At 39.9% G+C, this 13,842-nt stretch carries 13 protein-coding genes; 4 read left to right on the top strand and 9 right to left on the bottom strand.

Annotated features, from left to right (window positions below; all coding sequences use genetic code 11):
- Positions 1–10: 10 nt before the first annotated feature.
- On the bottom strand, positions 11–505 hold the full coding sequence (locus RS893_RS21495; protein WP_315787755.1) for a DUF4385 domain-containing protein: 495 nt from the start codon (positions 503–505) through the stop codon (positions 11–13).
- 77 nt (positions 506–582) lie between these two features.
- On the opposite strand from RS893_RS21495, the gene RS893_RS21490 reads away from it, so the two are divergent.
- On the top strand, positions 583–1,044 hold the full coding sequence (locus RS893_RS21490; RefSeq protein WP_315787754.1) for a VOC family protein: 462 nt from the start codon (positions 583–585) through the stop codon (positions 1,042–1,044).
- Positions 1,045–1,133: 89 nt separating this feature from the next.
- Complete coding sequence (locus tag RS893_RS21485; protein WP_315787753.1) at positions 1,134–1,409, top strand: hypothetical protein; 276 nt, start codon at positions 1,134–1,136, stop codon at positions 1,407–1,409.
- Between the two features lie 89 nt (positions 1,410–1,498).
- Here the strand turns inward: RS893_RS21485 and RS893_RS21480 are convergent, their stop codons facing one another.
- Positions 1,499–1,879, bottom strand: coding sequence for a phosphomannose isomerase type II C-terminal cupin domain (locus RS893_RS21480; protein ID WP_315787752.1), 381 nt, complete (start codon positions 1,877–1,879; stop codon positions 1,499–1,501).
- A 78-nt stretch (positions 1,880–1,957) separates the two neighbouring features.
- Positions 1,958–2,281, bottom strand: coding sequence for a divalent-cation tolerance protein CutA (gene cutA / locus RS893_RS21475; protein ID WP_315787751.1), 324 nt, complete (start codon positions 2,279–2,281; stop codon positions 1,958–1,960).
- A gap of 501 nt (positions 2,282–2,782) precedes the next feature.
- Here cutA and RS893_RS21470 point away from each other — a divergent pair.
- On the top strand, positions 2,783–3,172 hold the full coding sequence (locus RS893_RS21470) for a hypothetical protein (RefSeq protein ID WP_315787750.1): 390 nt from the start codon (positions 2,783–2,785) through the stop codon (positions 3,170–3,172).
- A 59-nt stretch (positions 3,173–3,231) separates the two neighbouring features.
- On the opposite strand, the gene RS893_RS21465 is transcribed toward RS893_RS21470, so the two are convergent.
- From RS893_RS21465 to RS893_RS21440, 6 genes are all read right to left on the bottom strand, one after another.
- On the bottom strand, positions 3,232–3,417 hold the full coding sequence (locus RS893_RS21465; protein WP_315787749.1) for a hypothetical protein: 186 nt from the start codon (positions 3,415–3,417) through the stop codon (positions 3,232–3,234).
- Positions 3,418–3,814: 397 nt separating this feature from the next.
- Positions 3,815–5,308, bottom strand: coding sequence for an AAA-like domain-containing protein (locus RS893_RS21460; protein WP_315787747.1), 1,494 nt, complete (start codon positions 5,306–5,308; stop codon positions 3,815–3,817).
- Between the two features lie 5 nt (positions 5,309–5,313).
- Positions 5,314–6,090, bottom strand: coding sequence for a MinD/ParA family protein (locus tag RS893_RS21455; RefSeq protein ID WP_315787745.1), 777 nt, complete (start codon positions 6,088–6,090; stop codon positions 5,314–5,316).
- Between the two features lie 357 nt (positions 6,091–6,447).
- The gene (locus tag RS893_RS21450) at positions 6,448–7,704 is read right to left on the bottom strand and encodes an alkaline phosphatase PhoX (RefSeq protein WP_315787743.1); all 1,257 of its coding nucleotides are present in this window, start codon (positions 7,702–7,704) and stop codon (positions 6,448–6,450) included.
- A gap of 777 nt (positions 7,705–8,481) precedes the next feature.
- Positions 8,482–8,796 (bottom strand): hypothetical protein, encoded by a 315-nt coding sequence (locus RS893_RS21445; protein WP_315787741.1) that lies wholly within the window; start codon positions 8,794–8,796, stop codon positions 8,482–8,484.
- A 188-nt stretch (positions 8,797–8,984) separates the two neighbouring features.
- Complete coding sequence (locus tag RS893_RS21440; protein ID WP_315787739.1) at positions 8,985–9,761, bottom strand: MinD/ParA family protein; 777 nt, start codon at positions 9,759–9,761, stop codon at positions 8,985–8,987.
- Between the two features lie 531 nt (positions 9,762–10,292).
- On the opposite strand from RS893_RS21440, the gene RS893_RS21435 reads away from it, so the two are divergent.
- On the top strand, positions 10,293–13,823 hold the full coding sequence (locus RS893_RS21435) for an AAA-like domain-containing protein (RefSeq protein ID WP_315792061.1): 3,531 nt from the start codon (positions 10,293–10,295) through the stop codon (positions 13,821–13,823).
- The last annotated feature ends 19 nt before the right edge of the window (positions 13,824–13,842 follow it).

The following is a 13,842-nucleotide window of genomic DNA, read 5'->3' as shown; positions in this document are numbered from 1 at the left end:
GCACTCACAATTATTTTTGTTCGTACATTTGTTTATGTCTGGCTAAAAGCTGTAGATATTTCTCGTTAGTTTTAGCTTGTATCCACTTTTGTTTAAAGATTTTTGCTGATTCAGCCTTAATAGGGTCTACTTCATAAGGTAAGATATCATTTCTCGCTTGCTTTTGGGCTGCTGCTGAGCCAGCTTTTTGGGGATTAGTTTTATATTTTCTGCCACTTTTGTGGTTTGCATAACGACGCGATCGCGTGTAACCCATTTGTAAAAATTTCCGTGCCATATCTGCGCCTACAAAATCATCCTGCTCAAGATAAGCTAGAAACATTTCATAGATTTTTTCGCTAGATTCTCGAGCAATATCTGGTGTTTTGAACCGCCAATGTGGCAAAATTTCCGATTTATATGGTTCTACCAAAAGCACACCCTGCTCACCTTTGCCAATACGATACAATTCAGGGTGTTGGCGAAAATCAATATTTTGAAAATCTAGTGAATAATCAAATATCATGATAAGTTTTTACTATTAAAAATAGTCTTTAAAAAATTCTTTGCCATCTATCCTCAAAAGTAAATTTTAGTAAAGTCATGCTTTCTAGTCCCCACTCTCTCAACTCTGTTTTGACTCCAGGAGACTTGCGTCGTGTACATCATATTGCTTTGAATGTCCAAGATATGCAAGCTTCACGGCACTTCTACGGTAATATTCTGGGTTTACATGAACTCACAGGTGAAGAAGTTCCAGAAACCTTAAAGGATTTAGTCGTGCAGGGAAAAGTAGCTAACTTTATTACTTTTGACGGGACTATTCTGGATTTATTTTGGGAACCAGAATTATTACCACCAGATCCCAATCCAGAACTCACTTTTACCAGAGCTTATCATCTTGCTTTCGACATAGATCCACTCAGTTTTGATCGCGCTGTCGAAGTACTTAGACAAAACCAAATTGTGATCGCACACGGGCCAGTTACTCGTCCTACTGGACGCGGTGTTTATTTTTATGACCCCGATGGCTTTATGATCGAAATTCGCTGCGATCCCATTTGAAGGGAAGGGAGGTGGGGATTAGGGGCAGTGGGGAGTGTGGGGAGAATAAATAGTGACCATTGACCATTGACCATTGACCGTTGACTAATATGCAAATTTTCCAAGTCATTGAAGAAGCAATCAAAAAACCTCCAATTCCACACGAACCAGCAAAACAATCATTAAAAGCTTGGGCGATGTATTGCTTGCGAGACAGAGGTTTTAAGGTGGTATACGCTCAAAATGCTGATTTTGCTATTGAAATGAAGGGCGGTGAAAAGCTTTATTTTAAAGTAACAAATACTGATGATAACTTAGATCATCAATTTGGTTGGATAGTTTGGAACAGTGCTACAAAAACTGCTAGCCTGGTTCCTCCACAATAATAAGTGAGAAAATATATATTCATATCTTATAGGGTGGGTATTGCCCACCCTATGATTTTTGTAAAATAAAATTTGTGCTACAAGCTAGACTAAATTGATAATGGGCGTTCTACATCATCTTCACCTAAGTATTCGCCATTCTGAATTTCCAGAATAATGAGTGGGATAAATCCTGGATTTTCTACTTGGTGAAGTGTTGCAGGAGGAACAAATGTTGATTGATTTTTATTAAGAAATTTTTCCTCCTGACCACAAGTAATCTTTGCTGTACCAGAAACAATAACCCAGTGTTCACCACGGTGATAATGGATTTGTGGTTTAATGCCGTGCTTTGGCTTGATTTCAATACGATTAATACTGTAATTATTCCCTTTTTCTATTACTTCTACTTTGCCCCAATATCGTGCATCAATATGGGAAGAAGATTGATTGACTTTCGACTGAGTATTACAGTTCTCATTTCGAGTCATAACTAGTTTCTAACTAGACAACTATTATTATTGTTCTCTAGTCCAAGCTGAAAATAGCTACTGCTATAGAATTTTTAACTACATCTTTTTTAATGAATTTAAGGGAACTTCTGCATTTAACCATTCAAGAAAGTTATGGTTGATTTCGGTGGGTGAAATTTCGGCAATAAAGTTAGTGTAATTAATATACTGGCGAATTACTCCTTCAATTTGTTCCCGATATCCAGCTTGAGTTTTCACAATTAAAACCATTTCTGGCTCTTCTGTGATTTCTCCTTTCCATATGTAAGCACAAGTAATAGGGAACCAATTGACGCAGACAGCTAATTTTTGTTCCAATAAAGCGCGACCAATCTGACGCGCTTCATCTGCGTTATTTAAGGTAATGTAGTAAAGTTTCATATATAAAATATTTTGATATTGTTGTCTAAATACTTGACATTTTCCAAGAATTGGACATTATTTAGTGTACCTAAGTTTTTCCCAAAAATCTATTGCTAATAAACTTGTGAACTTTAATTACCTCTGCGATCGCTACTTTTATTCAGTGTTGTACTCTTGATCATCTCTGTTGATTTAACATCAGCTAGAGTCAGACCTGTATGCTAATCTCGCCTAATTGCAAAACTGTCACACTGCCTGTAGTTTGTTACATTTTGCTGCATCTAGTCTAAGTAATAAGGCAAAATTAAGTTTTTATGGGGTGGAGGTAAGGAAACAGGGAACGGGAAGCTACAGCTAATTGTGGTTTGAAAACGTAATCGGATGAATGTATGCCGTCAAAACCTTTAACTTATCTTTAACCCAGATGTTGCAGAATCAAAAAGTGTCTAACTATAGTGCAGCTTCAAGTAGGATCAGCCAAAATTAATAGTAGGTATTTATTTATGAGAAATTTGATTTATGAAATGCTTACTACTAAATTTGGCAGTTTTAATTGGTACACTTAGTTTGATTCCAAGCGCCTATGCCAACGAGGTGAGTACTCCAGTAACGAATGGAAGTAATCGAGCAGGTTTTTTGGTTACTAGACCAGTGACAATTAATAACAGATGGAGTAATGTCGGCAACCGAAACAATCGTCTACAAACAACTGCAAATTCAATTACGGTAATCAGGGAACAGGGATGCACCAAGATTGACCCGCTTGAGTTAATTCAGAATCCAGGTCTAGTCATCAAAGAATGCGAAGAACGGAAAAATCAAACTCCTGAATATCTCCAGCCAATAGAGTATTTTAAAACTCCAAAACAAATCAATTCTGGTATTAACCTTACAGTGACTAAATTTTAGCTTTACCAATTTACTCATCAAAACAATAGGGCAAGTACTATAAGTACTGCCCTATTGCATCATTTTTTATTATCAACTTTGTTAATTAAATTTTCAGCCATTTCAATGGCAATTATCATCAATTCTTGCTCTTGTTGACCTTTAGCACCTTCATCACTGATCGTTGCATATATATGAGGATTAGCAAGCATAGCTGCTAATAACTGTGTAGCAATTTGTTTCACTTCATTAGCTTGTGATTCCATCTTTTCCCCCACTGATAAATTTGTAAGATACTAGATTTAAAGTCAGAATAAAAATATTTTCTACTTGCGATCGCCTTTGTTGCAAATATTTAGAGTCAACTAACATTTTAAGCATTTGTTGGGTTTGGCAAAGCCTCAACCCAACCTACAATTATCCTTTCCTTAACTGACCCTCATCTAAATTTGGGGCTAATACCTTAAGTTTACTGAATTAACTGAGATTGGCATTATCAATAAAATCAACTTAGGTTTTCCAGAATGGTAATCAAGATCAAGTGCAAAATATATGTTCCGGGGTGATCTTTAATTGCTGTTCCACCTATTCGAGGTTAAAAACCTCTTGATAAATGGCGATCGCATTCATATACTTGTGCGATCTTTATTACAGTCCAAAATTTTACTCATTTACTGTCATTGCTCTCCCAAAATACCGTTGATATAATTCACAACTGATAGCCACTTGATTCCCTCGTAAACTGACGAGTCCCATACTGTGTAGCTTAAATGCTAAAATTTGCTCTAGCTCCACGGGTTGTGATGACTTTAACACCTGGTCGTATGCTGCTGCCAATAGAGGGTGTTCTTGAAGATTTCGTAAATGCCGATGCAGGTGATTACTATAAATACCTGCATCTGTAGCAGCCATTTGCACTAGCTGATTGAGAGTTAGGTCATGCTGTGCTAGGTGGTAGAAAGCCTGTTGCACTAAATAAGGATGTCCCGCCACAAGTTGCATTAACTCAGATATTTCACTTTCTGATAGTTGCAATCCATAATGTTGTTGCAATTCAAAGACTTGCTCAGTTGTAAACGCCTGTAATTCAATTGCTAGACCCACATTAAAAGGGGAGTTATTAATATCCAAAGGGATATAAGCTTCTGTAGAATGGACAATAATTAGGCGTAGATTTTGCCATAAAGGATTGCCACTATCTCCATAAGCTGCCTCTTCATACCACGATCGCAATAACGTAAAGAAATCATCAGCAATTTCTGGGTGTAAAAATACCTCATCTACTTGATCCAAAGCTAAGACTAAAACACCATCAATATCTGGTAGCAAACAATCTTCAAAGTAAGCAGTACAGTTGCTCTTGCTGCCAAAGGTTTCACTCCAATAATCTTCTACCTTATGGGGTAAGTGGAGTTTGCGAGTAATGGATGCACAGAACCAGCGCAAGAATCTATCCAAGTCAGTAAATACTGCTCGGTCTGCTTGCTGTAAATTTAGCGCTACGGTATGTACCTTTAGTCCATCCCCAGGATCAAATTTCTGTTTTTTGGCATGAGCTAAAATTCTCACCATCACAGAAGTCTTTCCCATTTGACTGGGTGCTTTGATACGAATGAGCGCCCCTGGTCTAGTAATATCTTCATAACAGCGCGACTCTGCTGGAGGACGTTCTACATAAAAAACAGAGTCCAGTGGTACTAGTCCAACTGGCGGTTCTAATTCTGAGGATTGGGAATTAGGGAACTCACAACCCCGGTCGGGAATTAAAGGTAATGGGGACTGGAGACTGGAAAATGAGGAAGAGTCTTCAATTGTGAATTTTGCATTTTGTAGACGCGTAGCGGCTTCCGCAGGTATTTTGAATTCTTGAGAGGCTCGCTGTGCTAAAACAGCCATTAAATTGGTTTTACTGACTTTTTCTCCCAGACTAGATGAAAGCATCTGCCACAGTTTCGGCCCGACATCATGCTTGATGTATTCAGGAGCATAACCACTCTCTACCGCAATTTGGTCATATTTTTGACCTAGCCAAGCTCCTCGCAAAACAGCAACTTCAATGTTTCTCAAGTGTCTAGAGGTCTTAGCGAAAATAGCTGCATCCACCAACTTCAGGGCTAGTTCAAAAGGTATAAATTCTTCTCCACCACTGTCAGTCATTTTTCTTACTTAATTACTAGGCAAGTTTCCGTAATTGCTTTTTCTGCAACCTGTTTGAGTATCCGAGTCAGGGGATGGTTAGGATATTGCAGGCAAAACACCCCACTGCTGCCCAGCTGCACCATTTCTTCCGACAGTGGCAAGATGCCTGCTACTGGAATTTTATAAGTTTTCTCTACTTGCTGTTGTAGTGTCCAAAAGTCCATGTTTATCGGTGTCTTGTTAATCAGCAGCATCATGTTGCGGACTTTGATCTGGCGAGCAACATCAACTGTAACTGCTGTTCCCTGAAAATCTTGGCGGTCTGGACGCAAAATCACCATTAGCAAATCAGAAATAGCAATAGATAATAAAGTTTCTCGACTCAGTCCAGGGTGAGTATCAATGAATAAGTAGTCTAAATCCAATTCTTCGATCAAGCGCCGAAATCCACTATTAAGTAGACTAACGTTGTATCCTTCATACTCAACCCTGGCAATTTCATCAGCATTTAGACTGCAAGGAATTAAGAAAACTCTGCCTTTGCCCTCTATTGTTAAGTAAGAGCTAATATCACAAGCTGTGTTACTAATTGAACTGCGATTCCACAAATAATCATTTAAAGTATTTTTTGTCACACCCTCATCAGTATCAAACAGGGCGTGAATACCTGGCGACTGGAGATCTGTATCTACCACTGCAACTCGGTTTCCCTGTTGAGCGATCGCGACTGCTAAATTTGCTGTTAAGTTAGATTTACCAGTTCCGCCCCGAAAAGAATGAATAGCAATAATTTTAGACATAAGATACCTCTAACAACTATCGTCAGCGGCTTGTAAATTCCTGGAGGCTTTCATCTTTTCTAGGATCGCTCTATTGGGCAATTTGGCGAAAGATCAGTTTGAAGTAGATCAGTTTTGAAAAACTGGTCTTGACAAACAAACATATATATGGATTGCCTAATTCAAATGCCTAAAACTGGATAATCTCAGTTTGAGTTTCTGAATCGGTTGATATTTTTTGGAATTTTCTACAATAGACCTCTTGCATGAATCCTAAAAACCCCTCAAGCCCCCCGTTCACGAGGGGAAGATTGAATTCCCTCCCGTTTAAGAGGAGGGTTAGGGTGGAGTAAAAAATATTTATGCAAGAGGTCTAATTTACCAAGGACCCCAGATAGCAAAAGTAATTCCTGGTGTCTGCATATTCACAAACATAGTTTGTCCGTTAGGTGAAAAACAAACCCCTGCAAACTCGTTTGAATTCAACGCATTGCGTGCAAATTTATAGAGTGCGCCGCTTGGTGTGATACCCACAATAAAGTCAGTACCACCACCATCTTCACAGAGAAATAAATCACCATTAGGTGCAACGACAATGTTATCTGGGAAGTCTAGAATACCCCCATTGTTAGGTTCTATGTACAGACGAAGTGTTTCAGTGGCAGGGGTATAGCGCCAGATCTGACCCAATCCAGCACTTCCACCACTGGTACAGCAAAAATAAATATCTCCATTGCCATAGAAGATACCTTCACCACGAGCAAATTTAGCAGCTCCCGAGTTAAAGCCCTCAGTTCGTACTGTATCGGTTGAAGGATTGGGGTTGGTAATCCGAACCCAATCCACTGCAAAGGCTTGACCTACTGTAAATCCTGTTGTGGTGTTTGCTTGGGGTCTTGTAGTAATTCTCAAAGCATACAGCGTACCACCTGCACTCAAGTTATTCTGGGAATTAGGTATAAAGCGATACAATAAGCCATCACTGCGATCTTCAGTCATATACACATAGCCTGTATTGGGGTCTACTGCTGCTGCTTCATGATTGAAGCGACCCATCGCCGTCAGGGCTACAGGTGTTACAAATCCACTTGCACTACTAGGTACTTCAAATACATAGCCATGCTTTTTATTTCCTGTCTCAAAACTCTCTTCGCAACTGAGCCAAGACCCCCAAGGTGTTGGCCCACCAGCACAGTTGCGGTAAGTTCCTGCTAAAGAACCGTAGTGACTAATCAAAGTCCGATTCGGACTGACTACCAAAGTTGTTGTGCCGCCTCTTCCTTTGGTGTCGTATTTCTTAGAGTTAGGTGCGCCAACGCCATTACTTGATGTTGGTGCGAGTTCATGGTTGCGAATGAGAATTGTATTGCCATTAGCTCCTGCAAATGCACCCATACCATCATGCCCACCCGGTACTTTGTACCCATCGGTCATCGTTTGCCCAGTTTCAGACAATCTCACATAAGAAAATCCGGCAGGTAAATCTAGAACACCTTTAGGATCAGATTGAAGCGAACCGTAGGGGCCGGCAGCTAAAGTTCTTTTAGCATATAAAGCCTGCAATGGGGATAACAATATAGCACCAGCAGTACTTGTGCCAGCTAGTGTGAAAAACTGACGTCTTGATAAAGCCACTAAATCCTCTCTTAATTATTTCTAAATAACTCTATCGGTAGCGAAATAATTAATAGTTATTATGGAGAATATTAAGGTTTTTCGAGTTAAGATTAGATTAAAATAACCTTATCAAATAAGGATTTTTGCAATCCAAATTTTTAACTACGCATTAGTCGGATATTTCTTAACAAAAAAGTGAAAAGATAGGAATTTGAATTGGTAAAGGTTTGAGAGACTAAAAACGATGTTATCACAATAGCAAGTGGAGATAAAAGCAACAGAAGTTAAGATGAATGGTGAATAAAGTTGACAGAAGATGTAGATAATATAAGAAAAGTAAGACCACGTGAAATTAGGCTGTAGAGCATAACATAGTGGCGTGTAGAGGCTAGAAGCTAGTTCATACCGTTTTAACAGCAAGTCTAGAAGGCGAAAATCAGTCAGTATAGGTAAGACGAGTTTATTTATCTACCGATAATCCCAGAAGAAAGGCAGGCTCTTCAAGAACATATTCAGGCGATCGCTAAAATATTTTACAAAGATATGTCATTTTTTTGATTTCCGATGCAAGTACGATCATACTACTAGCTATCTTTAATCATTGAACTATGATGGTGCAATCTATTACGCTCATGGAGAATCATTAAATGGCTCTTTCTGCAAATGGTTATGTTACAGATTTTTGTTATACCCAGCCAAAATAATTTTAATTTTAGGGTAATACTTGCTTTGTTGAATATCAATATTTTTAGTCAAAACAAAGAATTATATCTATTGCAAGAGGTCTATTCTCTATTAGCGATAATCGCCATAGTGATACCAATAGTGTAGAGTATTTCGCATGTTGGGATTAGCAATTTTGTTAATATCAGCAAGGGTAAATTTGCCGCTACGGAAGCGATCTGCCCATTCTTGAGGTACTTTAGGAATGCTACCATCATCAACAGCATCCCATTCTCTGATTTGATTAGCCCAGTAGCGATCGCTCGCTTGTTTAGAAGAGATTTTTCCCTCCCGAACTTGACGAGATAAACGCTTGGCTTTAGCTTGGGAAGTTTGCGAATTGATTATTAACATTGCTATCAGGGCAAGTAGAGTTGCAATTAGCATTTTGACTCCCCAGTCAGACTAAGAATAAATAATTGATGTTTCACTGTTAATTACCTTGGAAATTTTGATTGATGTTTTTGTGGAAGATATTGAATTTTCTCTTGACTTAGATATCAGAAAGATAATCGGATATTCTGTTTGAATAAAACTAGTCGATGTATTTAAGGTGGAGAGAAAATTTATGCAAATCATCTGTTATTCATGATCTGCTTGGCGATCACATTTACTTCCTGTGTCCAAGGATGTTCGGGGTAGCACAAACTGAAAATATCCTTACTACCCAGGTAAAACATTTCTTCACACACAGGTAAAATACCAGCTACAGTTGTGCCATAAGTTGAAAATACTTGTTGTCGTAAAGACTGAAAGTTAAAAGCTGGTAGTGCCTTATTAACTACTAGCATGATATTAGGAACATTTAATTTTCGAGCTACATCCACAGCTACAGCAGTACCTTGGTAGTCCTGCTGATCTGGTCGGAGGATGACTACAAGAATATTAGAAATAATTATAGATAGTAGAGTTTCTTCGTTAATGCCAGGGTGAGTATCAATAAAAAGATAATCTAGTTTTAAACGTCTGGTTAAATGCTGAAAACCATCATTAAGCAAGCGTGCATCATATCCTTCGCGTAATATACGAGAAATTTCACCAGTTTTAATACTAGAAGGAATAAGGAAAATATTACCTCTGATGGCAGCATTTTTCTGTCTCATTTTAATCAGTGGTGTGACATCATAAGCAGCCTTCTCAATTGGGCAACGTCCCCAAAGATAATCATTTAGAGTATACTTTATCTTTTCCTCGTTAAGACCGAAAAGAACGTGAATTCCAGGCGATTGAATATCTGTATCAACAATACCAACTCGCTTACCCGAACGAGCAATGAGAGTAGCTATATTAGCAGTTACATTTGATTTACCTGTTCCGCCACGGAACGAATGAACAGATACAACTTTAGACATAATATATATCCTCTTTAATTTGGTGAAATTACTCGTAGAGACAGGCAATAGGAAAGAATATGATCATAATTCTTAGTTTTTATATTGATCAAAATCTATTTTTAATTTCTATGGCATTGTATTTATCGTATAAATTTAAAAACAGATACACATCTGAAGAATGTCTCAAATCCCTATTCAACTAAATATGTAAACAGCTTCTGACTTTCGTTGACTGGTTAAGTAAAATTAGCTATAACTTTCGTCTTATGTAAAGATAAATCTAAAATTTAGATGTAAAATCAAAAGTTTGTTAGTGGTTAGTAGTTAGTGGGTAGACGCTTACACCAGTTCCCACGACCCTTACATCAATTGGCGATGAAGCTTGTGATAAGCCAAAAATTATTTGATAACGCCATAGCGATCGCCATTGAATTTAGAGTTAAGTTACCTCTGTTTGCAAAATCCTTAACTTTTCTACATCGACAATTGACCGCTTAAACCCTAAAAATAAGGTCAGTCAACCTTTGATGAATGACGCAGCCAATCAGAATGCACGAACTGTTGTCACCCTACGAATATCAAGTTGGTGGTCGCCTCCCAGTAGATGCACCTAGCTATGTCATGCGCCAGGCAGATAAGGAACTCTATCAGGCTTTGAAAGCAGGTGCTTTTTGTTACGTTCTCAATTGTCGCCAGATGGGGAAGTCTAGCCTGCGGGTACAGGTAGCTAAGCAACTGCAAGAAGATGGCTTTGCCTGTACAACGGTTGACTTGTCTGGAATTGGGAACAAGAATATTACACCAGACCAATGGTATGCCGACATTATTATGCGTCTGGTGCGAAGTTTGCGTTTATCTAGCCAGATTAACGTCCGCAATTGGCTAGCAGAACAACAAGACTTATCGCCTGTAGGTCGTTTAGGCGAGTTGCTACAAAACGTATTACTAGAATTGATCGCCCAACCAATTGTGATTTTTTTCGATGAAATCGACAGTACCCTCAGCCTACCATTCAATACAGATGACTTTTTCGCTCTCATCCGCTCTTGCCACGAATATAATCGCCTTACCTTTGCTTTATTGGGAGTTGCAACCCCTTCAGATTTAATTGCAGATAAAACACGTACACCTTTTAATATCGGTCGGGCGATCGAGTTGAACGGTTTCTGTCTGCATGAAGTCAAACCATTAGAGGGAGGATTGGCTGCAAAAATAGAAAATCCCAAGTCCGTACTCAAGGAGATTCTAGATTGGACGGGAGGACAACCATTTCTGACTCAAAAGTTGTGTCAATTGGTAGCACAGGAGGAAGACGGGGAAACAGGAAAAGAATTTTCTAGCCCCCAATACCCATTCCTGCAAAAATTGATGGGGGAGATACTAACACAGCATGAAGAGATTGCTGATAAAGTATCTGCAATTGTGCGATCGCGCATCATTGAAAATTGGGCAGCCCAAGATGAGCCACCCCACTTAAGAACAATACGCGATCGCTTACTCAGTAATGAACAACGCGCTAGTAGACTGCTGGGGCTATATCAACAAATTCTCCAAGATGATAGTGTCTGTGCTGACGATTCTCCAGAAAAAATTGAGTTACTCTTATCAGGATTAGTTGTCAAACAACAAGGTTGTTTACGAGTTTACAACCGCATTTATCAAGAGGTATTTAACCCCGAATGGGTGGAAAAGCAATTAAAAAAATTACGCCCTTACGCAGATTTACTCAATAGCTGGGTAGCATCTGATTTTCAGGATGAAACATATCTCCTACGAGGGGAAGCGCTGAAACAAGCTCAAACCTGGGCAAAAGGCAAGAGTTTGAGCAACCAAGATTATCGTTTTTTAGCTGCTAGTGAGGAACTCGATAAACGAGAAGTGCAGAATGCCCTCAGCACATCCGAACAAGCAAATCAAATTCTGCTTCACGCCCAACAGCAAGCGAAGAAAACCATTCGGCGCGGATTGATGAGTTTATCAGTGCTTTCGGTGGTAGCTGTTAGCCTAGTAGGACTCTCAGGATTGCTGACATGGCAAACCACACAACAAAAACGACAGGTAGCTATTGGTGAAATTAAAGCCCTTACCCTTTCATCAGAAGCTGCTTTTGAGTCTGATCATAACTTAGATGCCTTGCTTGCCAGCATAAAAGCAAGTCAGAAATTGAACCAACTGGGATGGCAGAATGCGGATACAGACTTGAAAGTGCGGGTAGAAAAAGCACTACGGCAATCTATTTACTGGATACGCGAAAACAATCGCTTAGTAGGGCATACAGATGTAGTCACACGGGTAAAATTTAGCCCAGATGGACAGAAGCTTGCTTCTGCTAGTTGGGACAAGACGGTGAAAATTTGGCGGCGTGATGGCAAGCTACTTCACACCCTGCATGGACATACTGATGGCGTATGGAGTATAAATTTTAGCCCGAATGGCAAGATGTTGGTTAGTGCCAGTCGGGATAAAACTGTAAAGGTTTGGCGTGTTGAAGATGGTCGAGAACTTCTCACTTTACCTCACAAAGATTGGGTAGCGTGCGTAGGCTTTAGCCCCGATAGCAAGATGGTAGCGGGGATGGAGTGGGGTGGCACAATGCGGCTATGGAATTTGCAAGGAAAAGAGTTGCGATCGTTCCATACCCATAATGCACCTGCTGTAGCGATTAGTTTCAGCCCCAAGGGAGGAATGATTGCTACCGCCAGTCGGGATGGTACTGCCAAGGTTTGGAGCCTTGATGGTCAAGAACTACTGACACTCACAGGACATCGCAGTTGGGTAATGTATGTTAATTTCAGTAGAGATGGTAAAACAATTATTACTGCCAGTCGGGATAAAACTGCCAAACTCTGGAATCTTCAAGGAAAGGAACTAGTAACTCTACGTGGACATACTGACACAATTGGTAGTGCAGTATTCAACCGGGATGGTCAGATCATTGCTACTGCTGGTTGGGACAAAACTGTGCGCCTTTGGAATCGTCAAGGTAATCAACTGCAAGTTCTCCAAGGTCATACAGATGCAGTTTGGGGTGTCAACTTTAGTAAGGATGGTCAGCTGCTGGCGAGTAGTGGTGAGGATGGGATGATAAGACTATGGAATTTAGGCAATACTCACTCCTTTATACTCAATCTTGGTGAAGCTGCTGCTGCCAGTGTTAGTTTTAGTCCTGATGGTCAGACCCTTGGTAGTGCTGGTCGTTATACGATGGCTAAAATATGGAACCTACAGGGACAACTGCTAACAAAACTCGGCGGTCATGACGATACATTGAGAAGTTTACAATTCAGTCCCAACGGCAAATTCATTGCCACTAGCAGTCGAGACAAAACTATTAAGCTGTGGAACCTAACTGGCCAGGAATTGGTAACATTGCGGGGTCATCAAGCGGATGTGAGAAGCGTTAGTTTTAGCCCTGATAGTCAGATCCTTGCCAGCGCTAGTTGGGATACAACTACCAAACTGTGGAATCTAGCTGGTCAAGAACTTGCCACCCTGCGGGGACATCACTCAGGTGTGAGGAATGTGAGTTTCAGCCCCGATGGTCAAACGATCGCTACCGCCAGTGAAGATACTACAGCTAGACTTTGGAGCCGGGATGGTAAAGAATTATTGATATTACGAGGACATCAGGCAGGAGTAAATTCAGTCAGTTTCAGTCCCGATAGCCAGATGATCGCGACTGCGAGTAAGGATAAAACAGTCAAGCTGTGGAACCGACAAGGTAAAGAAATATTGACTCTCCGGGGGCATGAAGCTGAGGTAAATGCTGTAATTTTTAGTGATAACGGACAGACTATTATTACGGCTAGTGAAGATATGACACTCAAGCTTTGGAACCTTAGGGGAGAAATATTGCAAACCCTTGGAGGTCATACTGCTGGTGTCAAAAGTCTGAGTATCAGCCCTGATGGTCGGGTATTGGCTTCATCAGATTCTCTGGGTAAAGTAATTCTGTGGAATTTAGATTTTGATTCCAGCCCAGAGAAATTATTGATGCAAGGGTGCAAGTGGATCGGGGATTATTTGAAAAATAGTGCAAATCTTAAAGAGGAAGACCGTCATTTGTGTGATCGCACCTGAGATTATCCACTAAAGAGTT

This window comes from Fischerella sp. JS2 (assembly GCF_032393985.1).
Lineage (GTDB): Bacteria > Cyanobacteriota > Cyanobacteriia > Cyanobacteriales > Nostocaceae > Fischerella.
This window is presented reverse-complemented; position numbering and strand designations above follow the sequence as displayed.

Bases quoted from the DNA above. Each gene is read 5' to 3' on its own strand.
- RS893_RS21485 (WP_315787753.1), top strand. From the start codon at position 1,134: ATGCAAATTTTCCAAGTCATTGAAGAAGCAATCAAAAAACCTCCAATT.
- RS893_RS21440 (WP_315787739.1), bottom strand. From the start codon at position 9,761: ATGTCTAAAGTTGTATCTGTTCATTCGTTCCGTGGCGGAACAGGTAAA.
- RS893_RS21455 (WP_315787745.1), bottom strand. From the start codon at position 6,090: ATGTCTAAAATTATTGCTATTCATTCTTTTCGGGGCGGAACTGGTAAA.
- RS893_RS21445 (WP_315787741.1), bottom strand. From the start codon at position 8,796: ATGCTAATTGCAACTCTACTTGCCCTGATAGCAATGTTAATAATCAAT.
- RS893_RS21460 (WP_315787747.1), bottom strand. From the start codon at position 5,308: ATGACTGACAGTGGTGGAGAAGAATTTATACCTTTTGAACTAGCCCTG.
- RS893_RS21470 (WP_315787750.1), top strand. From the start codon at position 2,783: ATGAAATGCTTACTACTAAATTTGGCAGTTTTAATTGGTACACTTAGT.
- RS893_RS21480 (WP_315787752.1), bottom strand. From the start codon at position 1,879: ATGACTCGAAATGAGAACTGTAATACTCAGTCGAAAGTCAATCAATCT.
- RS893_RS21495 (WP_315787755.1), bottom strand. From the start codon at position 505: ATGATATTTGATTATTCACTAGATTTTCAAAATATTGATTTTCGCCAA.
- RS893_RS21465 (WP_315787749.1), bottom strand. From the start codon at position 3,417: ATGGAATCACAAGCTAATGAAGTGAAACAAATTGCTACACAGTTATTA.
- RS893_RS21435 (WP_315792061.1), top strand. From the start codon at position 10,293: ATGCACGAACTGTTGTCACCCTACGAATATCAAGTTGGTGGTCGCCTC.
- cutA (WP_315787751.1), bottom strand. From the start codon at position 2,281: ATGAAACTTTACTACATTACCTTAAATAACGCAGATGAAGCGCGTCAG.
- RS893_RS21490 (WP_315787754.1), top strand. From the start codon at position 583: ATGCTTTCTAGTCCCCACTCTCTCAACTCTGTTTTGACTCCAGGAGAC.